This window comes from Allobosea sp. 05T433 (assembly GCF_056396065.1).
Window position 1 is genome coordinate 55,614 of the sequence record NZ_JBFTKS010000007.1, and the last position, 22,396, is coordinate 78,009.

Below are 22,396 nucleotides of genomic sequence, written 5' to 3' on the forward strand. Positions count from 1 at the left end.
CATCTGGCCTCATCAGAACCGCAGCCGGCCGGCCACCACTCCCCCCAGTCGCGCGATCAGAGATAGTGCGACAGCCCGGCCGCGACGGCGTAGCCGAACAGGCCGAAAGCCGCGAGCAGGCCAAGCAGCATCAGCCCAGCCTTGATTCTGCTCGACGCGAAGCGCGAGGAATCGAGTTCGACGATCAGCTTCAGGAATTCACGCACCGCTCCGTGCGGCCTGGCGGGACGTGCCGCCTTCTTGTCACCGCTGCTCACACGAAACTCCGCATCGCGACTGGAGATTGTCCGCGTCGAAAATGGGGGGAGCGGAGCCATTCGGCAAGCCCCGAAGGTCGGCGGAAGACTTGGGCGCGGGGCGGCCCGAGCCGCAATTCCTGCCAGTGAAGCTCGCTGGAATGTGTTTATGCTGCGATGCAGCATGCGCATCCCCGTCCGCGCCAGTTCGTGATAGTCTCTTGCAGATTCGACTCCGGTGGGACCCGGGGCAGAAGAGGCTGGCCTGAGATCCTCAAACGGGGAGCGACCCATGCGTATTCTCGCATTGGCGCTCTGCCTCGCGGCGTTTCTGCCGGGCGGAGGGCTTGTCCATGCACATAGCTGGTATCCATACGATTGTTGCAGCGACCAAGACTGCTGGCCCATGGGCCAGGATGTCGACGCGCGCGAGCCGGATCCCCGGATCGTGCCCGGCGGCTACCTGACCTATGACGGCTATTTCATCCCTGAGGGGGCGACGCGTGCGTCCCAGGATGGCCGCTTTCATATTTGCCGGCGGGGTGGAACCCTGACCGGTAGCGTGATTGCTCCGTCGCAGAAGCCGTTCTGCCTGTTCGTGCCCAGACAGGTGTTCTGAACAGGACCGAATCGTAGGCAAAAAAGAACCGCCCGGATCACGGGCGGTTCCTTGAACTTTGGTTATGCCGAAAAGGCGACCAGGATCACTTGATCTTGGTTTCCTTGAACTCGACGTGCTTGCGCGCGACCGGGTCGTACTTCTTCTTCGACATCTTTTCGGTCATCGTGCGGGAGTTCTTCTTCGTCACGTAGAAGAAGCCGGTATCCGCCGTCGACAGCAGCTTGATCTTGATGGTCACGGCCTTGGCCATGGGTTCCGTCCTCGAGCCTGGCGGGCCGCGGTCTGGCCCTCATAAAACAAAATGGCCGGGGGAACCCGGCAAACCGTTCCCGGGGAGATGCCGCAAGCCAGTGGCGAAGTCAAGAAAGAATGCCCGGACGGAGCGAACAGTTTGCCTCAGGGGCAACCTGTCAGAGTTCCTCGCGCACGAAATTCAGGTTTTTCTCCCAGAAATAGGGCACCGGGAGATAAGGGCTGAAGCCGGCTGCTATCCTGGCCTCGACTTCCTTGATGATGACCTGGGTAATCGTCGGCAGGTCGAGCTGCCTCGCTTCATCAAAATTGACCCAGACCAGTTCGATCAGCTCGGAATCAGGGCCGGTGACGCCCTCGACGCTGCCGCCGAGCGCATCGTAGTCGACGACGAAGAAACGCGTGTCGAAGCGCTTCGGGCGCCGCGGCGGTGTGACGGCACGCGCGACGAAGGTTACGGCGCTGAGATCGGGATAGACGCCATGGCTGGCGAATTCGGTCCAGGTGCCTTCCGGGGGATTCTCGGGCACTCCGAACTCATCCGAGCCGAAGAGCAGGCCGGTTTCCTCAAAGGTCTCGCGGATGGCGGCCATGGCCAGCGCTCGGGCCTTGTTCGGGCTGGGGCGCACCGTGCGCTTGGCCAACCGGTCCTCGCAGATCTGCGGAATCGCGCCGGTTGCTGCCATGCGCCGATCGCCGGCGTCGACGCGTCCGCCCGGGAAGACGAATTTGCCAGGCATGAACTTGTGTCCGAGGTGGCGTTTGCCCATCAGCACCCGGGGGGCTGCGCCGCTCCGATCGAGGATCAACATCGTCGCAGCGTCATGCGGCCGGGTGTTGGTCGCGGTCCGGCTGCGCTCTGCCTGAGTCAGGATGACGGCGTTGTCGTTCATTGCCGGGATGCCATGGATGTGCCGGGCTGGCGCTCGGGCAGGGGAGGTGCGTTGTCGAAACCATGCATGCGCATGGCCCATTGCAGGCCGATGACCCCGCCCTTGACCGGTTGCATCAGCACGAGCGACAGGAACAGTGTCAGCGGCAGCCAGACCGCCATATGCAACCACATCGGCCATTCCGCATATTTCTCGACCAGGACCAGGCCGCCGACGATGACGTGGCCGACAATGGTGATAACGATATAGGGCGGCAGATCATCGGCACGCTGGTGGTGCAGCGCCTCGCCACAGGCCTCGCAGCGGTCGACCGACTTCAGGAAGCCCCGGAACAGCCGGCCTTCGCCGCAATGGGGGCAGCGGCACATCAGGCCGCGGCGGATCGCCAAACGCCAGTCGCGCTCGACCGGCTGGTCGATGGAACTGTGAACCTGAACCGACATCATCGCCTCTTGCCCGGCTTCGCCTTGCCGAAGGGGGGCTTGCCCTTGGCTCGGCCGGACAATGGTCGCCTCGGGCCGCTTTTGCCAGAGTGGCCCGATGTCACACGCCGACCCTCGGAGAGCAATTCGAAGCGTAGCGCGCCGGCGACGGGGGCGGCTTCGACGAGGCGGACATGGACACGATCGCCGAGGCGCCAGCTCTCGCCTGTGCGCTCGCCTGTCAGAGCATGCGCCGCTTCGTCGTAGCGATAATAGTCTCCGCCCAGCGTCGAGGCCGGGATGAAACCGTCTGCTCCGGTGCCGTCGAGCTTCACGAACAGGCCGGCCCGGTTCACGCCGCCGATGCGTCCGTCGAAGCTCGAGCCGATCTGGTCCGCAAGGAAATGGGCGATCAACCTGTCGGTGGTCTCGCGTTCGGCCGCCATGGCGCGGCGCTCGGCGGCCGAGATCCGGGTCGCGATCTCGCGCAGTTCGGCGAGCGTGGTCGCTTTGGGCAGTCCGTCATCGCCGAGTTTCAAGGCTGAGATCAGGCCACGATGCACGATGAGGTCGGCATAGCGCCGGATCGGCGAGGTGAAATGGGCATATCGGCGCAGGTTGAGCCCGAAATGTCCGTAGTTCTCGGCGACATATTCGGCCTGTGCCTGGGTGCGCAGGATCACCTCGTTCAGGAAGAGCTCGTTCTCCGAGCCCTTGATCATGGCGAGGATGCGGTTGAACAGCACGGGGCGCAGTGCGCCATCCTTCGGCAGCTTGATGCCGACCGAGGCCAGCACTTCGCCGAGTGCCCGCATCTTCTCGAGCGACGGCTCGTCATGGCAGCGATAGATCAGCAGACTGCCAGCCTTCTCCAATGTCTCGGCGGCGGCGACATTGGCGAGGATCATGAACTCCTCGATCAGCCGGTGCGCGGCCAGCCGCTCGGGCGCGATGACACGGTCGACGGAGCCGTCGGGCTTGAGGATCAGCTTGCGCTCGGGCAGATCGAGGTCGAGCGGCTGGCGTTGATCGCGGGCGCGGGAGGCGACGCCATAGGCCGCCCAGAGCGGCATCAGGACGCTTTCGCGGATCGGGCCGGTCAGGTCGTCCGGCTTGCCGTCGATGGCGGCCTGAACCTGCTGATACGAGAGCTTCGCCGCCGAGCGTATCAGGATGCGGTGGAAGCTATGGCTCTTCTTCGAGCCGTCGGCCTTCAGGATGAGGCGGACGGCGAGTGCCGGCCTGTCCTCGCCGCCGCGCAGTGAGCAGAGATCGTTGGAGATGCGCTCGGGCAGCATCGGCACGACGCGGTCGGGGAAATAGACCGAGTTGCCCCGCTCCAGCGCCTCGCGGTCGAGCGCGGAACCCGGGCGGACGTAAGATGCGACATCGGCGATCGCGACCGTGACGACATACCCGCCTTCATTGGCCGGGTCGGTGTCGGGCGCAGCATGGACTGCGTCGTCATGGTCCTTGGCGTCGGCGGGATCGATGGTGATCAGCGGCAGCGCGCGCCAATCCTCGCGGCCAGCTGTGCTGGCGTGCGGGGCGGCTTCTGCCTCCACCAATGTCGCAGGGGAGAACTCGTTGGGAATACCGTGGGTATGGATTGCGATCAGGCTGACGGCGCGCTCGGATTTCAGCGAGCCCAGCCGTTCGCGCACCCGCGCTTCCGGCGGGCCGAAGCGGCCTTCGCGCCGCAGCGAAACCGAGACAAGGTCCCCGTCCTGAGCATCGCCGGTCTGCCCTTTGGGGATCAGCGCCTCGCGGCCCTGGGCCTTCTTGTCGACCGGGATCAGCCGGCCCGAGCCGTCGGGCAGGGCGCGGAAGATGCCGAGCACCTGCGCCTTGCCCTTGCCCATGATCTTGAGCACGCGGCCGGAATAGGCGAAGCCGTCCATGCCCCGGAGGCGGGTGAGCTTGAGCAGGACCTGATCGCCGACCCCGGCAGCGGCGGAGGCGAGCTTGCGCGAGCGGATTTCGCGCGGGCGTTCCACCAGGATCCTGGGCGGAGCGCCTTCATCGGCCTCGTTCCATTCGAGCGGGGCGGCAACAAGGTCGCCGTCACGATCCCGGGCCTTGATCTCGCATAGCAGCACGGGGGGCAGGGCGCCGCGCGGATGAACCGGCCTGTCCTTGCCGTCGCCGCCGAGTTCGCCTTCCTCGGCGAGATCCTTGAGCATGCGCTTCAGCCAGATCTTGCCTCCGCCCGAAAGGCCAAAAGCCTTGGCGATCTCGCGGCGGCCGACTTCGCGGCCGGCAAGGCGCTCGCTCTCGATGAAGTCGAGAATCGCCTCGCGGCTCGGTTCAGGCGCGAGCGATGACACGGGCTAAACTCGTCTGATGGGAATGAGAATGAAGAAACACGTGGCCTCTGTGCCACGTCCGGAGCTGCTGCGCCAGAACCGGGACTGCAGGGCTGCTCCCGGAAACGAGAAGGGCCGCCCTTTCGGGCAGCCCTTCCATTGTCGAACCGCGGCCCGGCGAACCGGACCTGAAGGTGCGAAAACTCACGCGGAACAAGACTCCCACAGGGAATGAGTCCAGGTCCGCCCGCCTTGCACCAGCGGTTGATGACAATGAGACACTGGATCACCTCCTTTCAGTTGTTACCGACAAGAGAGAGGCTAAGGCGATTCTCCTTACTTCGTAAATGCTAAAATTTACGCTGTCCCCTTCGTCGAAACCACTGCGTTTCCGGGCTCGACTGTGCGGGCGTGCGGGCTGCAAAAAGGGCAGGCACGGTTTCTGTCTAAAAAATGAGCAGTCCCTTCGCGATTGCAGCATCGTTGCGTGCGGCGCGAGATGATTGGCAGAAATTGTCTTCGATTTCGTCCTGATGACACGGATTTGCGTGCTTTCCCCGGTTGGCACGTCGCTTGCGAACCTTCCTGAACAGGCCGGCAAGGCCAGTCAGCGCTCGAGGGGAGCGCGCCAACAAAAGTGTTCGGGAGATCAGGCCGTGAATACTACTCGTCGCGTCGTATTGGGCGCCGCACTGGCGGGCGCAACATTCCTGGGGTCGTTCCTGCCGGTCGCTGCGCAGGAGACCATCAAGGTCGGCATCCTCCACTCTCTCTCGGGCACGATGGCGATCTCCGAGACGACGTTGAAGGACGTCATGCTCATGCTCATCGAGGAGCAGAACAAGAAGGGCGGCGTGCTCGGCAAGAAGCTCGAGGCCGTCGTGGTCGACCCGGCCTCGAACTGGCCGCTCTTCGCCGAGAAGGCGCGCGAACTGATCAACAAGGACAAGGTCGCCGCCGTTTTCGGCTGCTGGACCTCGGTGTCGCGCAAATCGGTTCTGCCCGTCTTCAAGGAGCTGAACTCGATTCTGTTCTATCCCGTGCAATACGAGGGCGAGGAGAGTGAGCGCAACGTGTTCTACACTGGCGCCGCGCCGAACCAGCAGGCGATCCCGGCCGTCGATTACCTTGCCAAGGAAGAGAAGGTCGAGCGCTGGGTGCTCGCCGGCACCGACTACGTCTATCCGCGCACGACCAACAAGATCCTCGAGGCCTATCTGAAGTCCAAGGGCGTCAAGGCCGAGGACATCATGATCAACTACACGCCGTTCGGCCACGCCGACTGGCAGACGATCGTCTCGGACATCAAGAAATTCGGCTCGGCCGGCAAGAAGACCGCGGTGGTCTCGACCATCAACGGCGACGCCAACGTGCCCTTCTACAAGGAACTCGGCAACCAGGGCATCAAGGCGACCGACATTCCGGTCGTAGCCTTCTCGGTCGGCGAGGAAGAGCTTGCAGGCATCGACACCAAGCCGCTGGTCGGCCATCTCGCCGCCTGGAATTACTTCCAGTCGGTGAAGACCCCGGAGAATGACGCCTTCATCAAGCAGTGGAAGGCCTTCAAAAAGAACGACAAGGCGGTCACCAACGATCCGATGGAAGCCCATGTCATCGGCTTCGCCATGTGGGTGAAGGCGGTCGAGAAGGCCAAGTCGACCGATCCGGACAAGGTCATCGATGCACTGCCCGGCATCGAGGCGCCGAACCTGACCGGCGGCGTCTCGACGATGCTTCCCAACCATCACATCACCAAGCCGGTCCTGATCGGCGAGATCAAGGCCGATGGCCAGTTCGACGTCGTCTCGAAGACAGGCCTCGTGCCCGGCGACGCCTGGTCGAAGGAACTCGATGGCTCCAAGGATCTGGTCGGCGACTGGGTTGAGAAGAAATGCGGCAATTTCAACGTCAAGACCAGCAAGTGCGGCGGCGCGTGAGGTCATGAGGGGGAGGGGCRGCACGGGCGAATAACGCCCGGCCGCCCCTCATTTTCCGCCGCGACCTGCGGCGGCTCTCGCAAGCAAGGCAGCGCGCATCCCCGAGGTTCCGTCTGCGCGGTTCCCGGGATGAGAGCTGAGGTCCCGATCTGAGCGCGTCATGAAGAGCGAGCCGATGCTTCTCCTGTCCAGATTGCTGCGCATGATCGTGGTCGCGACGGCTCTCCTGCTCGCGCCGGGCGTGGCCTTCGCCCAGAGCGCCGACGAGGCCTTTGCCCGGCTGGGGGCGGACAGCTTTTCCGACACGGCGCGGGCGGTCGAGATCCTGGTTCAGACCGCTCATCCGAACGCGGCCGTGATCATCGAGGCGCTCGCCGAGGGGCGGCTGCTCGCGGGCGGCGGGACGGTCGCGATCAGGACCGGGACAGGCGGTTTCAGCGATGCGCGGACCCGCCAGCCGCTCCCTGCCGAGCCGGCAGGTGTCAGCGCTGTCAGGCTCAACAACAATGTCAGGCGCGTGATCCAGGCGGCGCTGGGTGGGCTCGGCCTGCTCAATCCCGATCCGGCCCGGCGCGCCGCCGCCGCCGAGGCGGTCTTCAAATCGCGCGACGCCTCGGTGCTGCCGGTCCTGGAGGGCGCCATCGCCAAGGAGACCGACAATCGGGCGAGGATCGCGCTGCGCCAGGCGCAGGCGGCGATCCTGATCAGCAAGGCCGACGCACAGCCCTTCGACCGGCTCGGCGCGATCGATGTGCTGCGCGAGCGTGGCGACCAGGATGCATTGGCGACCTTGCGCTCCCTGCCGGGCGACGTTCCGCAGTCGCTGAAGGAGGCCCAGGTGCGGGCGATCTCCGAGATCGAGGGCAAGCTCGCCCTGTGGCGCGCGGCGCAGAATCTCTGGTACGGGCTTTCGCTCGGCTCTGTCCTGCTGCTCGCCGCGATCGGGCTTGCCATCACCTTCGGCGTGATGGGCGTGATCAACATGGCCCATGGCGAGATGGTGATGCTCGGCGCCTATACCACCTTCGTGGTCCAGGAGGTGATCCGCGCCCGCGTTCCAGGCCTGTTCGACTATTCGCTCGCCGTTGCGCTGCCGGCGGCCTTTCTCGTCGCAGGGCTGGTCGGTGTTGCGATCGAGCGCGGCGTCATCCGCTTCCTCTACGGACGGCCGCTGGAGACGCTGCTCGCGACCTGGGGCATCAGCCTGATCCTGCAGCAGGCGGTCCGCACCGCCTTCGGTCCGACCAATCGCGAGGTCGGGGCACCGGCCTTCATGGCGGGGGTCTTCGAGATCGGCGGGCTTGCGATCACCTGGAACCGGCTTTGGATCATCGTCTTCGCCGGGCTCGTCTTCGCCGCCCTGCTGGCCATCCTGAAGCTCACGCCGATGGGGTTGCAGATGCGCGCAGTGACGCAGAACAGGCGGATGGCGGCGGCCATGGGGATTCGCACCGGCCGGATCGATGCGCTGACCTTTGGGCTCGGCTCCGGCGTGGCGGGGTTGGCCGGCGTTGCGCTGTCGCAGATCGACAATGTCAGCCCCAATCTCGGCCAAGGCTACATCATCGACTCCTTCATGGTCGTCGTCTTCGGCGGCGTCGGCAATCTCTGGGGCACGCTCGTCGCCGCGATGACGCTCGGCGTCGCAAACAAACTGCTCGAACCCTATGCCGGCGCGGTGCTCGGCAAGATCGCACTGCTCGTCTTCATCATCCTGTTCATCCAGAAGCGCCCGCGCGGCCTGTTTGCGCTGAAGGGCCGGGCGGTGGAGGCATGATCACCCGCTTTCTCATCCAGGGGCTCGACAAGCGCGGCCTCATCTTCCTCGGACTTCTGGTCGCACTGGCGGTGCTGGTCCCGCTCGCCAATCTGCTGCTGCCGGAGAACTCGGTCCTTCATGTCCCGACCTCGACCATGTCGCTCTGGGGCAAATACCTCTGCTATGCGCTGCTCGCGATCTCGCTCGACCTCGTCTGGGGGTATTGCGGCATTCTCTCGCTTGGCCACGGCGCCTTCTTCGCGCTCGGCGGCTATGCGATGGGCATGTATCTGATGCGCCAGATCGGCTCGCGCGGCGTCTATGGCAATCCGATCCTGCCCGACTTCATGGTTTTCCTGAACTGGCACGAACTGCCCTGGTACTGGTACGGCTTCTCCTCCTTCCCCTTCGCCATGCTGATGGTGCTGGTGGTGCCGGGGCTGCTCGCCTTCGTCTTCGGCTGGTTCGCCTTCCGGTCCCGCGTCACCGGCGTCTATCTCTCGATCATCACCCAGGCGCTGACCTATGCGCTGCTGCTGGCCTTCTTTCGCAACGACATGGGCTTTGGCGGCAATAACGGGCTGACCGACTTCAAGGACATCCTGGGCTTCAACGTGCAGGCGCAGGCGACGCGCGCGGCGCTGTTTGCGATGACCTGCGTGATGCTGATCGCCGGCTTCCTGATCGCCCGCGGCATTGTCGATTCCAAGCTCGGAAAGGTCGTCATCGCGATCCGCGACGCCGAATCGCGCACGCGCTTCCTTGGCTACCGGGTCGACCGTTTCAAGCTCTTCGTCTTCACCGTCTCGGCCTGCATGGCTGGCGTCGCAGGCGCGCTCTACGTGCCGCAGGTCGGCATCATCAACCCCAGCGAATTTGCTCCGGCCAACTCGATCGAGACCGTGATCTGGGTCGCGGTTGGCGGGCGCGGCACATTGGTCGGCGCGGCGCTGGGCGCGGTCGTGGTGAACTACGCCAAGACGGTCTTCACCTCCGGCTTCATGGCGCCCTACTGGCTCTTCGCGCTCGGAGCCCTCTTCGTCTTCGTCACCCTGTTCATGCCCAAGGGCATTCTCGGCACGGCGCAGGACTGGTGGGGGAGGCGGCGCAAGCGCGAGCCAGCCGCCCCGCTGGCCGAACCGGCCCCGGCGGAGTGACGCGCATGATCCCGGCCCATGCAGCGCTCACCTCCTCACTGCTCTATCTCGATGGCGTCAGTGTCTCCTTCGACGGCTTCAAGGCGATCCGCGGGCTTTCGCTGGTGATCGCGCCGGGCGAGATGCGGGCCATCATCGGGCCCAACGGCGCCGGCAAGACGACGATGATGGATATTATCACCGGCAAGACCAGGCCGGACGAGGGGACGGTGATGTTTGGCGGCTCGGTCGACCTGACCAGGCTCGACGAGGCCGCAATCGCCAATCTCGGCATCGGCCGCAAGTTCCAGAAGCCGACCGTGTTCGACTTCCACAGCATCGAGGACAACATCCTGCTGGCGCTGAAGTCGCAACGCACGGTGGCCAGAACCCTGTTCTGGAAGACGGCGGCAACCGACCAGAAGCGCATCGACAATATTCTCGGCATCATCAAATTGGGGGATGCGCGCAGCCGTCTCGCCGGTTCACTCTCGCATGGGCAAAAGCAGTGGCTCGAGATCGGCATGCTCCTGGCTCAGGACCCGAAGCTGTTGCTCGTCGACGAGCCGGCCGCCGGCATGACCGATGGCGAGACGGCCGAAACGGCCGTGCTGCTCAAGGAGATCGCCAGGGACCATTCGGTGATCGTGGTCGAGCATGACATGGGGTTCATCCGCGAACTCGGCGTCAAGGTCACTGTGCTGCACGAAGGTGCGGTGCTGGCCGAAGGGCCGCTCGATCAGGTCAGCGCCAATGAGCGCGTCGTCGAAGTTTATCTGGGGCGGTGAGCATGATCGGGAAATATAGGAACCGGTTGATCGATCGGGCGAAGCGGCTGGACATCGGACGATGCTGAACGTCGAAGCCATCGACTTGCATTACGGGGCGGCGCAGGCCCTGCGCCGGGTTTCGATTKCCGCCGAACCCGGCAAGGTCACCTGCGTCATGGGCCGCAACGGCGTCGGCAAGACCTCGTTGATGCGCGCCATCGTCGGCCAGCAGCCGATCAGCGGCGGGCGCATCAGCTTTGCGGGCGAGGACATCTCGAGCTTGCGCAGCGAGGATCGGGCGCGGGCCGGCATCGGCTTCGTGCCCCAGGGGCGCGAGATCTTTCCGCTGCTGAGCGTCAAGGAAAACCTAGAAACCGGGTTCGCGCCGCTGCCACGCCGCAGCCGCTTCATCCCGGATGACCTGTTCGACCTATTCCCCGTGCTCAAGTCCATGCTGGGCCGACGCGGCGGAGACCTCTCGGGAGGCCAGCAACAGCAACTCGCCATCGCGCGGGCGCTGGTCACCCGACCCAAATTGCTGGTGCTCGACGAACCGACCGAGGGCATCCAGCCCTCGATCATCAAGGATATCGGCCGTGCCATCGACTATCTGCGCCAGTGCGGCGACATGGCGATCGTGCTGGTCGAGCAATATTTCGACTTCGCGCGCGAACTCGCCGACACGATGTTCGTGATGGATCGCGGCGAGATCGTGTTGTCGGGTGCGATGGGCGAGCTCGACGGAGCACAGGTTCAGAGATTGATTCAGGTGTGAAGGGTCAAGCCCTTGACGATCTTGTCGATTTCCTTGCGTTCGGCGTGGAGCGCCAGCCCGACGAGATCGAGCGCTTCGGTCGGCAGGGCGGCGACGGCGGCCCGGTTGTCGCTGTCGTTGCCGGTCGTGAACAGCTCGCTGGTATAGAGATGCGGGCGCACGCCACGGGCGCGGGCGCGCTCCAGAACCTGCTTCAACTGCTCGCCTGCCGCCGCAAAGATCAGGACGGGCTGGCGGATCAGAGGGCCGTAGAAACGGCCGGAGCCGTCGCGATAGGCTTCGCCCGCGAGTTCGGGCGAAGCGCCGACCAGCCCTCCGGCCAGGAAGCTCGCAACATTGAGTTTTTGCCAGGGGGCGAGATTCTCGCGTACCACGATGGCGATCTTGGTATCGTAACGCATGACCCAATCGCTAACCGAAGCCGGGAAGGCTCGTCTTGAACGATCGTGCGGGCCGGAGGGCACCGACTGGGTGCGCACGGGCTCGGGCATAGACGGCATCGAGCGGATGGAAGCGTTCTTCCGCGGCTTTGCCTATGATCCGCATCGCCATGACACCTATGCGTTCGGGCAGACGCTGTCCGGGGTGCAGAGCTTCGAGTATCGCGGCAGCCGGTGCGACAGCTTGAGCGGGCATGCGATCGTGCTGCATCCCGACGAGATCCATAACGGGCGCGCCGGGATTCCGGAGGGGTTCAGCTACCGCATGCTCTATGTCGAGCCGCGACTGATCCGGGAGGCATTGGGAGCGCAGGGCTGCGCCTTGCCCTTCGTCTCGACCGCAGTCTCGCAGGATGCGCGGCTCGTTCGCGCGGTAGCCCATGCCTTGCGCGATCTTGATGCGCCGCTCGACGAGATCGCCGCCGAGGATATCCTGCTGCCGCTCGCCGAAGCGTTGCTCGCGCTCGATCCATCGGCCGCGCGGCCGACGGGACAGGTGCTCGACCGGCCTGCCGCTGAGCGAGCCCGCCAATATCTCGACGCCCATCGCGACGAGGTGGTGGCCTCCCGCGAACTCGAAGCCATTGCCGGCCTCGATCGCTTCACTCTGGCCCGGCATTTTCGCGCCTGTTTCGGCACCAGCCCCTATAACTATCTCGTGATGCGCCGGCTTCAGCAGGTGCGCAGGCTCCTGCTCGGCGGCACCTCGCTCGTCGAGGTGGCGATGGCCTGCGGCTTTGCCGACCAGAGCCACCTGACCCGCCAGTTTCGCCGCGCCTATGGCGTGCCCCCCGGACGCTGGCGGGCGCTGCAGCGCGGCTGACCCCTGCCGGGTTCCGCTTGCTCCAACCCGCTGCACGAGGCATGAAGCGCTCCCAAAGCCGGTTCAGGATCCCCGGCAGGAGCCTTTGCTATGCAGCTTGGAATGATCGGCCTCGGCCGCATGGGAGCCAATATCGTCCGCCGGCTGATGAAGGCCGGGCACGAATGCGTGGTCTACGACCGTGATCCCAAGCCCGGTGCGGCGCTGGCAAGCGACGGCGCGGTGGTTGCCGCCGATCTCGCCGATCTCGTCTCGAAGCTTAAGGCACCGCGGGCGATCTGGGTGATGCTCCCGGCCGGCGAGATCACCGAGGCGACGCTCAGCGAACTCGCGGCCCTCGTCCAGCCCGGCGACACACTGATCGATGGCGGCAACGCCTTCTGGAAGGACGATGTCCGGCGCGGGCGGGAGCTCGCAGAGAAGGGGCTGCACTATCTCGATATCGGCACCAGCGGCGGCGTTCACGGGCTGGAGCGCGGCTATTGCCTGATGGTCGGTGGCGACAAGGCGGGCTTCGACCGTCTGGAGCCGATCTTCAAGGCGCTGGCCCCTGGCAAGGGCGACATTCCAGAGAGCCGGCACCGCGAGGGCCGCAACCCGGCATCCGAGCAGGGCTATCTGCATTGCGGCCCGGTCGGTGCCGGCCATTTCGTCAAGATGGTTCATAACGGCATCGAATACGGCATGATGCAGGCCTTCGCCGAAGGGTTCGACCTGTTGCGCAATGCCTCGGCCAAGGACGGTCTGCCACCCGAATACGGCTTCGATTTCGATGTCGCGGAGATTGCCGAAGTCTGGCGGCGCGGTTCGGTCGTGACCTCCTGGCTGCTCGATCTCACGGCCGAGGCATTGGCCGCCGACGAGGAGCTGTCTGCCTATACCGGGCATGTCTCGGATTCGGGCGAGGGGCGCTGGACGGTGCAGGCCGCGGTGGAGACCGCGACGCCGGCCGAGGTGCTGACCTCCTCGCTCTACACCCGCTTCCGGTCGCGCAAGGACCACACCTTCGCCGAGAAGGTGCTCTCGGCGATGCGCGCCGGGTTCGGCGGGCATGTCGAGCCGAAGAAGCCGTGAGCCTCATGAGCGCTTTCCCGCATGGGCAGATGCCGGCCGTCATCGTCGTCATGGGCGTCGCCAGCTCCGGCAAGACCTCGCTCGGCGAGCGTCTGGCCGAGCGGTTGGGCTGGCCGTTTCGTGATGCGGATTCCTTCCACCCGCCCGAGAACGTCGCCAAGATGTCGAGCGGTACGCCGTTGAACGATGAGGACCGCAAGCCCTGGCTGGCGGCGATCGCGGCCTGGATCGACGAGCTGCGCGCGACCGGCAAGAACGGAATCGTCACCTGTTCCGCACTGAAACGTGCCTATCGCCGCGTCATCATCGGTGACCGGCCGGATGTCGCGCTGGTCTATCTCAAGGGCTCGCGGGAGCTGATCGGCCAGCGCATGGCGGCGCGCCAGCACCATTTCATGCCGCCGGCGCTGCTCGACAGCCAGTTCGCGGCGCTGGAAGAGCCAGGGGCGGATGAGCACCCGCTGGTCGTGTCGGTGGCACTGGCCAAGGATGCAATCGTCGACGAGACGCTTGCCGGCCTGGCGGCGACGGGAACTCCGGGCGCTGGCACCCGCTAAGGCATCGGCCCGAAAAGTGGATTGCGGTTTTCGGGAAAGCCGATGCAAGACAAAGGGTTAGATCATTGGACTGGATACGATATCCGGTCCAATGATCTAGTCAGTCCTGCGCCCACATCCGGGTGAGGTTCGCGACCGATTTGGAGATCAGGTCGAACTCGGGCGTCTTGCCCTCGCGGCCGAACAGTGCGCGACGGGCCCGGTCGAGATCGAACAGGATCTCGCGCTGGCTTGCGTCGCGGATGAAGCTGCGAGCCCAGCCGACGGCAGCGATCCGTTCGCCCTTGGTCACGGGCGCGACATGGTGCAGCGTGGTCGAGGGATAGGCGATGAGCGAACCGGCCGGGAGCTTGATCGCCTCGTCGCCCGACGGGGTCTCGATCACCAGTTCGCCGCCTTCATAAGTCGCGGGGTCGGCCAGGAAGAGGGTGAACGAGACATCGGTGCGCATGCCGCCCATCAGGGCGTCGTCGACATGGCTGCCATAGGCATGGCCGGGCTCGTAGCGGCTGAAGAGCAGCGGCGTCAGGGCCTTGGGGCGGACGGCGGCCGCGAAGACCTCATTGGCGAGGATGCGCTCCCCGAGGAGCGCCTTGAGCGCATCAGCGCGCGCACCCGGAGCCGCCTGCCGGTTGTTCTTGACCAGTTTCGCATTCCAGCCCGCGGTCCTGCCACCATCCTCGAAGCGCAGCGAGGCCAACGCGGCACGGGCATCTTCGATCTCGGCTTGTGTCAGGATGTTGCCGATCGGCAGGATCATGGAGATTCTCGCTGGYTGAAGGCCGCATCTACAGTTTGCGCCGGGGCAGAAAATAGCTTGGCATCAAGGGATTACTAGGGTGATTACCTTGATGTCTAGTTTAGAATCAATGTAATCGTTCTTCTAGGCGATGCGGTTGCTTGACGATGTCAGCTTTCGGGTTCATTCGAGAGGTCGTGTTCTTACGTGGGATGCCTGCCAGGCCCTGCGTGGCAGCGCCGCCTGTCGGCCCACCCGGGATGACATGATGAAGACTTCGAGCAAGCTGTGGATCGGTCTCGGTACGGTGATCGCTGCGGGAGCAGGCGTGGCGGCGGCCGGTTTCGCAGAGACCTCCGCCGCTCCGGCCCTGCATGCGAGCGGCTCCTTCGACATCGCCCAGCATGCTCATGGCGCTGCAGTGAAGGCAACGCCGGCCAAGGGGCAGGGCGGCGAAGGTGGAGAGGGGGGCGAAGGCGGCAAAGCCGACGCGCTGGCGCCCAACCTCAAATTTGCGCGTTCGATCGCCCTGATCCGGGGCCATCTCCTGGTTGGCGACGAACTGGTCAAGGATGGGCGCTTCGGTGAGGCGCTGCCGCACTTCCTGCACCCGGCTGAAGAAATCTATGGTGGCATCAAGAACGATCTCGCAACCTACAAGGTCCGTCCCTTCGAGGCCGCGCTGAAGGCGCTGGCGCAAACCGTCAAGGCCAGGAAGAAGGATGCCTATGACGGCGCGCTGAAGCTGGTGCATGAGCGCCTCGCCGAGGCCGACGCCGGGCTCCGTGAGGCCGAGAAGAACTGGCCGCGCTTCTCGGTCGAGACAGCGCTCGAGACCTTGAAGGTCGCCGCCGACGAATATGGCAACGCCATCGAGAAGGGCCGTATCGCCAAGGCGGTCGAGTATCAGGACTCGCGCGGCTTCGTCTGGCATTCGGCTGCGATGATCGATGCGGTTGCCGGCGAGCTTGCCGCCAAGGACGCGACTGCCTTCAAGGAATTGCAGGCTGCGCTTGCCGAACTCAAGAAGGCGTGGCCGACGGCGGTCGCGCCGAAGAAGCCGGTCAAGGATACCAGCGCCGTGCTCGGCGATATCGCTCGGGTCGAGCTCCAGGCTGGGAATTTCCTGCGCTGAGGCGCGGCGATGGCCCGGTCGGCCTCCCTTTTGAATGCCTTTCTCGCCGGCGCGACCACCGCCGCGCTCGCGCTGATCGGTGGCTCGCAGGCGGTGGAGCCCGCCCAATCCGCAACGGGTGCAGGGCTGACCGTTGCGCGCGCGAGCTATCGACGTCCCAGCGCCGTGCCGTTCCCTGCCTCGAACCCGCTCAACCCCGCCAAGCTTGAGCTCGGGCGGCGCCTGTTCGGCGATCCGGCCTTGTCCTCGAACGGTACGGTCTCATGCGCGACATGCCATGATCCGGCGCTCGGCTTCACCGACGGCGTTGCGATCGGGAAGGGCGTGGCACTGGTGCCGCTGGCACGTCATACACCGCATCTATGGAACCTCGCCTGGGGCGCAGCCTTCTTCTGGGATGGGCGGGCGGGCACGATCGAGGAGCAGGTGCACGGCCCGATCGAGAACCCGCTCGAGATGGCCGAGACGTTGCCGCATATCGCCGTCAAGCTCTCGCGCAGGCCGGACTATCGCAAGGCCTTCGCGAGCCCGTTTCCCGGTAGCCGGAGCATCGGGCCTGACCAGATCAGCGCCTCGCTCGCGACCTATGTCCGAAGCCTGGTCTCGCCGCCGACCCGCTTCGATGCCTGGGTCGAAGGCGACGAGACCGCCCTCACCAGCGAAGAACAGGGGGGCTTTGCGCTCTTCACCGGCAGGGCCGGCTGCAGCAATTGCCACTCCGGCTGGGCTTTCACCGATCGTGCCTTTCACGATGTCGGTCTGCCGGGGAGCGATCTCGGGCGCGGCAAGATCATCGATCTGAGAGCAGCCGATCATGCGTTCCAGACGCCGTCGCTGCGGGAGCTGGCCTGGACCGCGCCCTATATGCATGACGGCTCGCTGCCGACGCTGGACGCCGTGCTCGATCACTATGAGCACGGTGTCGTGCAGCGGCCGAGCCTCTCGCCGGATATCAAGCCGATCGGGTTGACGTCGGAGGAGCGCGCCGCGCTGTTGGCCTTCCTGGCGACGCTGTCGAGCGAAAATCCGCCCGCACCGGTTTCTGCCCTCAGCGCTGCCCGGCCTGCTGCGCTGGCGGTTGCGGACCTGGGCACGACGATCTCGCAGAAGAACAGGATGTTCCAGCCCTCGTCCGTTAGGCTGCATGCCGGCCAGAGCCTGACGATCAACAATGACGATGTCCGTACCCATAATGTGCGGCTGGACACCGGTCCCAAGCCGTTCAACTCCGGAGCGCAGGAGCCCGGCCAGTCGGTGACGCTCTTGTTCACGCGGGCCGGCATATATGAGCTCTATTGCGGCATCCACCCGACCATGCAGCTCAGTGTTTCGGTCGAGCGATAGGCCGGCCTGACGATCCGGCGTCGCATGCAAGGCCGGGCTTACTTTCAACCGATTGAAAAAAGCGCAGGAGAGGCGCATGTCTTGGGCGAGCGCGGCCCTGGGTCGCCACCCCCAAGCAGACGGTTCCTCTCATGCTCGACAAGGTCTTGCCGCCGCGTACGCTGAAGCTCAATGCCGCCGACAATGTCGCGGTCGCGGTCGATCCGATCGATGCAGGCGTCACCGCAGCGGGTGTCGTCGCCCTGAAACGCATTCCGCGCGGCCACAAGGTCGCACTGGCCCCAATTGCCAAGGACGAGCCGATCCGCAAATTCGGCCAGATCATCGGCTTTGCCACGGTCGACATCCCGCCTGGCGAATGGGTGCATGAGCATAATACCGGCTTCCACGCCTTCGAGCGCGACTATGATTTCTGTGCCGAGGCGAAGCCTGAATTCGTGCTGCCGGTCGAGCAGCAGGCGACGTTCGAGGGGTTTCGCCGCAAGGGCGGTGGGGCCGGCACCCGCAACTATGTCGGCATCCTCACTTCGGTGAACTGCTCGGCCTCGGTCGCGCGCTTCATGGCCGAGGAGGTCAAGCGCTCGGGCATTCTGGCCGATTACCCCAATGTCGACGGCGTCATCGCGCTGACCCACGGCACCGGCTGTGGCATCGACTACAATGGCGAGAGCTTCGAGGTGCTGAAGCGCACGACCTGGGGCTATGCCTGCAACCCCAACATGGCGGCGGTGCTGGTCGTCGGCCTCGGCTGTGAAGGGTTTCAGATCAAGCGCATGAAGGAAGCCTATGGCGTCGAGGAGAGCGACATCTTCCGCACCATGACGATTCAGGAGACGGGCGGCACCAGGAAGAGCGTCGCCGCCGGCATCGAGGCGCTGAAGGTGATGCTGCCGATCGCCAACCGCGCCGTGCGCGAGACGGTAYCCGCCTCGGAGCTGACGCTTGCCCTGCAATGCGGCGGTTCCGATGGCTATTCCGGCATCACGGCCAATCCGGCGCTGGGCGCTGCCGTCGACATCCTGGTCGAGCATGGCGGCACGGCGATCCTGTCCGAGACGCCCGAAATCTACGGAGCCGAGCACCTGCTCACCCGCCGCGCTGCAACGCGCGAGGTCGGCGAGAAGCTCGTCGGCGTGATCAAGTGGTGGGAGGAGTATACCGAGCGCGCCCGCATGAGCATGAACAACAACCCCTCGCCGGGTAACAAGGCGGGCGGGCTCACCACGATCCTGGAGAAGTCGCTGGGTGCGGCGGCGAAGGGCGGCACCAAGACGCTGGCGGCCGTCTATCACTATGCCGAGCCGGTGAAATCGAAGGGCTTTGTCTACATGGACACGCCTGGCTACGACCCGGTCGCGGCGACGGGGCAGGTCGCGGGAGGCGCCAATATTCTCGCCTTCACCACCGGGCGTGGCTCGGCCTATGGCTGCAAGCCGACACCTTCGGTCAAGCTCGCCACCAATACGCCGATCTACGAGAAGATGATCGACGACATGGATATCAATTGCGGGGACATCCTCGATGGCGTGACGCTGGAGGAGAAGGGCCGCGAGATTTTCGAGACGCTGCTGCGCGTTGCGTCCGGCGAGCGCTCCAAATCCGAGCAGCTCGGCTATGGCGATGCCGAGTTCGTGCCCTGGCAGATCGGCGCAACGATGTGATCGCAGTCGTTTGACGGTAGGGGAGCGCGGTTCCATCGGCCGCGCTGTCCAAAACGGAAGCGCTGGGGGGCGCTCTCATGAAGCACATTCTGCTTGTCACCGTGCCGCGGCTTTTGCTCGGCCTGATCTTCTTGGTCAGCGCAGTCGACGGTTTCTGGTTCCTGGCGACGGGGAGCCATCTGATCCATCCGCCGACTTCGCCGAAGGGCATGGAATTCGAGCTCGCTCTGCAGAATTCAGGCTTCTTCTGGCCCTTTCTGAAAAGCGTCAATCTTGTCGGGGCGCTCAGCCTGCTTCTCAATATCGTGCCGGCCCTGGGGCTCGCATTGATTGCGCCGGTGATGGCCGTGATCGTGCTGTTCCACCTCACCATCAATCCGCAGGGCCTGCCGGTCGCACTCATCCTGATCGTCAGTGGCGGTCTGCTGGTCTACGCCTATCGCGAGCGCTACGCCGCCCTGCTTCGGTAAGGTTCTGGCCAATGGTCGTCCCGGTCGCCCATCGGCCACCCGGGATGACCCGAGTTTCATTCAGAGCGTAAAGCCCGAGAGCCGTTCGCCGATGTCGCTGATCCGTTCCTTGCCGACATTGGCGATGGCGATGCGCAGATGCTGTTCCTGCCCGGGGCCGAAATAGGGGCCGGGCAGGGCGAGCACGCCACGCTCCCCGACCAGGGCCCGCACCACCTCTGCCGCGGGCACGTCTGCGAATGGATGCGCGACATAGGCGAAATAGGCCCCGGCTGCGAGCACCTGCCAGCCGTTCAGTGGCGCCATCGCGGCACGGAAGGCGCCGGCCCGTGCATTGATCTCGGCACGGTTGGTCTCGCGCCAGTCGCGAATGCCGTCGATGCCCCAGGCAACCGCCTGCTGGCCGGCCCGCACGGGGCTGATCTGGACGCAGTCCAGCACCTTGCCGATCTGCTCTACGACCGCCTCTCCGGCGGTGATGGCGCCAAGGCGCCAGCCTGGCACGGCATAGGCCTTTGAGAAGCTGTAGAGGCCGATCACGGAATCCCGCCAGCCGCTTGTGGCGAAGATCTCATGCGGCGCCTTCACTCCGTCCGGCAGGAAGTCGCGATAAGTCTCGTCAATGACGAGCCAGATTCCGCGCCTCGCGCAGAGCGCGGCAAAGGCCGCAATGGTCTCGGGCGGATAGACCGAGCCGGTCGGATTGTTGGGCGTCACCAGCACGATCGCGCGGGTCTTTGCATCGATCAGGCTTTCCGCCTGCTCGGCATCCGGAACGAAGCCGCAAGCCGGATCGCAGGGGAGCGGGCGCGCTTCGACGCCGAGCATTGTCAGCGTCATCTCGTGATTGAAGTACCAGGGCGTCGGCAGCAGCACATTGTCACCTGCCCGGGCGAGCGCCATCATGGTCACGACATAGGCCTGATTGCAGCCGGAGGTGATGGCGATCTCGGTCGACGCAAATGGAGTGCCATAGATCCTGCCGATCTCGGCGGCATAGGCTTCACGCAGCGAAAGATCGCCGGTGATCGCGCCGTAGCGTGTCAGATCGGGCAGGGCGGCGGCCTCGCCAAGGCGCTGCAGCAGGGACGCGGGTGGTGGCGAGCCTGGCACAGCCTGCGAAAGATCGATCAGCGGGCCGGAGTGGCCGTCATAGGAACGAGCCCAACCCTGCGCCTGCGGGATCGGCGGCGTGCCGGTGTCGAGAAGGTCGGGGTTCAGCGTGGGGCGGACAGTCTGGAGCATGACGGCAGCTTTGAGGCGCGTCCGGCTCCGCGTCAATCGGCTTGGCCGCAGCACGGGGCAGCGCTCATATAGGCAGCGGCGAAGGCGGACGAGTGGGCCCATGCAGAACGAGACCAACGACGCGATCGACGAACTCCACGCGCTGCTCGACCGCGCTGCCGTGATCGTCAGTTTCACCGGTGCCGGGATCTCGACCGAATCCGGCGTGCCGGATTTCCGGTCGCCCGGCTCGCCCTGGATGATCCACAGACCGATCCCGTTCGACGCTTTCGTCGCCAGCCGCGAGGCGCGCGTCGAAGCCTGGCGGCGCAAGTTCGCGATGGATGACCATTTTGCCGGTGCGATGCCCAATCGCGGCCATAAGGCACTTGCTAATCTGGTGGCCCAGGGTCGCTCTCCCGGAGTGATCACGCAGAATATCGACGGGCTGCATCAGGATTCCGGCATCCCCGAGGACAGGATCATCGAACTGCACGGCAACGGCACCTATGCCACCTGCCTGACCTGCGGCTGGCGGCATGAACTGGCCGCGATCCGCCCGGCCTTCGAGGCAAGCGGAGAGCCGCCGCGCTGCATCATCTGCAGCGGCATCGTGAAGTCCGCGACGATCTCGTTCGGCCAGGCCATGCCGGAAGCGGCGATGCGACGGGCGCATGCGCTGACCATGCGGGCGGATCTCTTCCTCGTTGCGGGCTCGTCGCTGGTGGTGTTTCCGGCTGCGACGTTTCCGGCGATCGCCAAGCGCAATGGAGCGAAGCTCGTGATCATCAATCGCGAACCGACGGAGCCCGACGCGATCGCCGATCTCGTGGTGCGGGCCGAGATCGGCCCCGCGCTTGGCCGGCTGGCAGGCTGAGCGCGCCAAAAGCGTTGCCAATCTGCCGCGGTGTCCATCGCGATGATGTGGATGACGCCAAGCCGGCTGTATCGCGCCTTCGAACCGATGGTATCGTATCGGCACGAATCAAACAGTTCGCGCGGAGATGAGCGGGACATGTCCGACGAGTTCGGTGAGAGCGGGCGGCCACCGGTCGGTCCGATTCAATCACTCAACCGCATCATGCGGCTGGACGGAGGCGAAGGCTTCGATCACGACGCAAGCGTCGAGGTCGTGGGCTACGTCAAGTGGTTCGATGTCAGCAAGGGCTACGGTTTCGTGGTTCCTGAGGATGGCGGTGCCGACGTGCTCGTCCATGTCACCATCCTGAAGCGCGATGGCTTCAACGCCATCGCCGAAGGGGCCCGCATCGTTCTGGAAGCGATCGCGAAGGCGCGCGGACGTCAGGCGGTGCGCGTGATGTCGATCGATACCTCGGCCGGGCGCCATCCGGCGGAGATGCCGCTGGCACGCACCAATGTCTCGGTTGCTCCGACGAGCGGGCTCGAGCGCATGGTGGTGAAGTGGTTCAATCGCCTGCGCGGCTTCGGTTTCGTCTCGAAGGGCGAGGGCGCTCCGGACATCTTCGTCCATATGGAAACCTTGCGCCGCTACGGCATCGTGGAGCTCATCCCCGGCCAGACGGTGCTGGTGCGCTACGGACCTGGACCGAAGGGCCTGATGGCGGCCGAGATCAGGCTGGAGCAGGGCGGCGCGATCAGCTCGCACTGAGCGCCGACAATCAGATCGCAGACCAAGGAAGAGGCGCCGTCAGGGCGCCTTTTCCTTTTTGTGGGCGCCGAGCGCCCGGCGTCGGACAGCGGCGGCCATGAACTCGCCTCTCGCGCGCGAGGTGATCTGCGCGTTTCGCCGAGAATCGTCAGCTGCTTCGGGAGAATGGCGTCAGGCACGGCCCGTCATCA

At 65.0% G+C, this 22,396-nt stretch carries 23 protein-coding genes; 15 read left to right on the forward strand and 8 right to left on the reverse strand.

Going from position 1 to position 22,396, the window contains the following annotated elements; translation table 11 throughout:
• Positions 1–56: 56 nt before the first annotated feature.
• Complete coding sequence (locus AC1DGP_RS11640) at positions 57–257, reverse strand: hypothetical protein (RefSeq protein ID WP_441489677.1); 201 nt, start codon at positions 255–257, stop codon at positions 57–59.
• Positions 258–528: 271 nt separating this feature from the next.
• Between AC1DGP_RS11640 and AC1DGP_RS11645 the strand changes: the two genes are divergently transcribed.
• Complete coding sequence (locus tag AC1DGP_RS11645; RefSeq protein ID WP_441506000.1) at positions 529–855, forward strand: hypothetical protein; 327 nt, start codon at positions 529–531, stop codon at positions 853–855.
• An 85-nt stretch (positions 856–940) separates the two neighbouring features.
• Here AC1DGP_RS11645 and rpmG read toward each other — a convergent pair whose 3' ends face one another.
• From rpmG to rnr, 4 genes are all read right to left on the reverse strand, one after another.
• Positions 941–1,108, reverse strand: a complete 168-nt coding sequence (gene rpmG, locus AC1DGP_RS11650; RefSeq protein WP_038367996.1) for a 50S ribosomal protein L33 — start codon at positions 1,106–1,108, stop codon at positions 941–943.
• A gap of 160 nt (positions 1,109–1,268) precedes the next feature.
• Positions 1,269–2,003, reverse strand: a complete 735-nt coding sequence (locus AC1DGP_RS11655) for an NUDIX hydrolase (RefSeq protein ID WP_441489678.1) — start codon at positions 2,001–2,003, stop codon at positions 1,269–1,271.
• On the reverse strand, positions 2,000–2,449 hold the full coding sequence (locus tag AC1DGP_RS11660) for a DUF983 domain-containing protein (protein ID WP_441505998.1): 450 nt from the start codon (positions 2,447–2,449) through the stop codon (positions 2,000–2,002). Before AC1DGP_RS11660 ends, AC1DGP_RS11655 begins: the two co-directional genes overlap by 4 nt.
• Positions 2,446–4,752 (reverse strand): ribonuclease R, encoded by a 2,307-nt coding sequence (gene rnr / locus AC1DGP_RS11665; RefSeq protein ID WP_441505997.1) that lies wholly within the window; start codon positions 4,750–4,752, stop codon positions 2,446–2,448. Before rnr ends, AC1DGP_RS11660 begins: the two co-directional genes overlap by 4 nt.
• Positions 4,753–5,387: 635 nt before the next feature.
• Between rnr and urtA the strand changes: the two genes are divergently transcribed.
• The 5 genes from urtA (at position 5,388) to urtE (ending at position 11,108) form a co-directional block, all read left to right on the forward strand.
• Positions 5,388–6,668 (forward strand): urea ABC transporter substrate-binding protein, encoded by a 1,281-nt coding sequence (urtA, locus tag AC1DGP_RS11670; RefSeq protein WP_441505996.1) that lies wholly within the window; start codon positions 5,388–5,390, stop codon positions 6,666–6,668.
• 160 nt (positions 6,669–6,828) lie between these two features.
• Complete coding sequence (gene urtB / locus AC1DGP_RS11675) at positions 6,829–8,445, forward strand: urea ABC transporter permease subunit UrtB (protein WP_441505995.1); 1,617 nt, start codon at positions 6,829–6,831, stop codon at positions 8,443–8,445.
• Positions 8,442–9,584: an urea ABC transporter permease subunit UrtC gene (urtC, locus tag AC1DGP_RS11680; RefSeq protein WP_441489683.1), complete on the forward strand. Its 1,143-nt coding sequence runs from the start codon at positions 8,442–8,444 to the stop codon at positions 9,582–9,584. The genes urtB and urtC overlap by 4 nt, the downstream gene beginning before the upstream one ends.
• A 5-nt stretch (positions 9,585–9,589) precedes the next feature.
• A complete protein-coding gene (gene urtD / locus AC1DGP_RS11685) occupies positions 9,590–10,351 on the forward strand; it encodes an urea ABC transporter ATP-binding protein UrtD (RefSeq protein WP_441505994.1) in 762 nt (253 codons plus the stop codon).
• A gap of 61 nt (positions 10,352–10,412) precedes the next feature.
• Positions 10,413–11,108 carry an urea ABC transporter ATP-binding subunit UrtE gene (gene urtE, locus AC1DGP_RS11690; RefSeq protein WP_476832169.1) on the forward strand — a complete coding sequence of 232 codons (696 nt, stop codon included), beginning with the start codon at positions 10,413–10,415 and terminating at the stop codon, positions 11,106–11,108.
• On the opposite strand, the gene AC1DGP_RS11695 is transcribed toward urtE, so the two are convergent.
• On the reverse strand, positions 11,099–11,509 hold the full coding sequence (locus tag AC1DGP_RS11695; protein WP_441489686.1) for a DUF2000 family protein: 411 nt from the start codon (positions 11,507–11,509) through the stop codon (positions 11,099–11,101). The genes urtE and AC1DGP_RS11695 overlap by 10 nt on opposite strands.
• On the opposite strand from AC1DGP_RS11695, the gene AC1DGP_RS11700 reads away from it, so the two are divergent.
• From AC1DGP_RS11700 to AC1DGP_RS11710, 3 genes are all read left to right on the forward strand, one after another.
• A complete protein-coding gene (locus tag AC1DGP_RS11700; protein ID WP_441505992.1) occupies positions 11,508–12,371 on the forward strand; it encodes an AraC family transcriptional regulator in 864 nt (287 codons plus the stop codon). The genes AC1DGP_RS11695 and AC1DGP_RS11700 overlap by 2 nt on opposite strands.
• 90 nt (positions 12,372–12,461) lie before the next feature.
• Positions 12,462–13,445, forward strand: coding sequence for a phosphogluconate dehydrogenase (NAD(+)-dependent, decarboxylating) (gene gnd, locus AC1DGP_RS11705; RefSeq protein ID WP_476776247.1), 984 nt, complete (start codon positions 12,462–12,464; stop codon positions 13,443–13,445).
• A gap of 5 nt (positions 13,446–13,450) precedes the next feature.
• Positions 13,451–14,002, forward strand: coding sequence for a gluconokinase (locus tag AC1DGP_RS11710; RefSeq protein WP_441489689.1), 552 nt, complete (start codon positions 13,451–13,453; stop codon positions 14,000–14,002).
• Positions 14,003–14,102: 100 nt separating this feature from the next.
• On the opposite strand, the gene AC1DGP_RS11715 is transcribed toward AC1DGP_RS11710, so the two are convergent.
• Complete coding sequence (locus AC1DGP_RS11715; RefSeq protein ID WP_441505990.1) at positions 14,103–14,762, reverse strand: Fe2+-dependent dioxygenase; 660 nt, start codon at positions 14,760–14,762, stop codon at positions 14,103–14,105.
• Between the two features lie 247 nt (positions 14,763–15,009).
• Between AC1DGP_RS11715 and AC1DGP_RS11720 the strand changes: the two genes are divergently transcribed.
• From AC1DGP_RS11720 to AC1DGP_RS11735, 4 genes are all read left to right on the forward strand, one after another.
• Entirely contained in the window at positions 15,010–15,876 is an 867-nt protein-coding gene (locus tag AC1DGP_RS11720; RefSeq protein ID WP_441505989.1) for a hypothetical protein, read from the forward strand.
• 9 nt (positions 15,877–15,885) lie between these two features.
• Positions 15,886–17,220: a cytochrome c peroxidase gene (locus AC1DGP_RS11725; protein WP_476776246.1), complete on the forward strand. Its 1,335-nt coding sequence runs from the start codon at positions 15,886–15,888 to the stop codon at positions 17,218–17,220.
• Between the two features lie 131 nt (positions 17,221–17,351).
• Positions 17,352–18,881 carry a UxaA family hydrolase gene (locus AC1DGP_RS11730; protein ID WP_476832170.1) on the forward strand — a complete coding sequence of 510 codons (1,530 nt, stop codon included), beginning with the start codon at positions 17,352–17,354 and terminating at the stop codon, positions 18,879–18,881.
• Between the two features lie 77 nt (positions 18,882–18,958).
• The gene (locus tag AC1DGP_RS11735; RefSeq protein ID WP_441505987.1) at positions 18,959–19,351 is read left to right on the forward strand and encodes a hypothetical protein; all 393 of its coding nucleotides are present in this window, start codon (positions 18,959–18,961) and stop codon (positions 19,349–19,351) included.
• A gap of 60 nt (positions 19,352–19,411) precedes the next feature.
• On the opposite strand, the gene AC1DGP_RS11740 is transcribed toward AC1DGP_RS11735, so the two are convergent.
• Complete coding sequence (locus tag AC1DGP_RS11740; protein ID WP_441505986.1) at positions 19,412–20,596, reverse strand: aminotransferase; 1,185 nt, start codon at positions 20,594–20,596, stop codon at positions 19,412–19,414.
• 100 nt (positions 20,597–20,696) lie between these two features.
• Here AC1DGP_RS11740 and AC1DGP_RS11745 point away from each other — a divergent pair, with 100 nt between their 5' ends.
• Positions 20,697–21,452, forward strand: a complete 756-nt coding sequence (locus AC1DGP_RS11745; protein WP_441505985.1) for an SIR2 family NAD-dependent protein deacylase — start codon at positions 20,697–20,699, stop codon at positions 21,450–21,452.
• Between the two features lie 138 nt (positions 21,453–21,590).
• Complete coding sequence (locus AC1DGP_RS11750) at positions 21,591–22,205, forward strand: cold-shock protein (RefSeq protein WP_441489695.1); 615 nt, start codon at positions 21,591–21,593, stop codon at positions 22,203–22,205.
• The last annotated feature ends 191 nt before the right edge of the window (positions 22,206–22,396 follow it).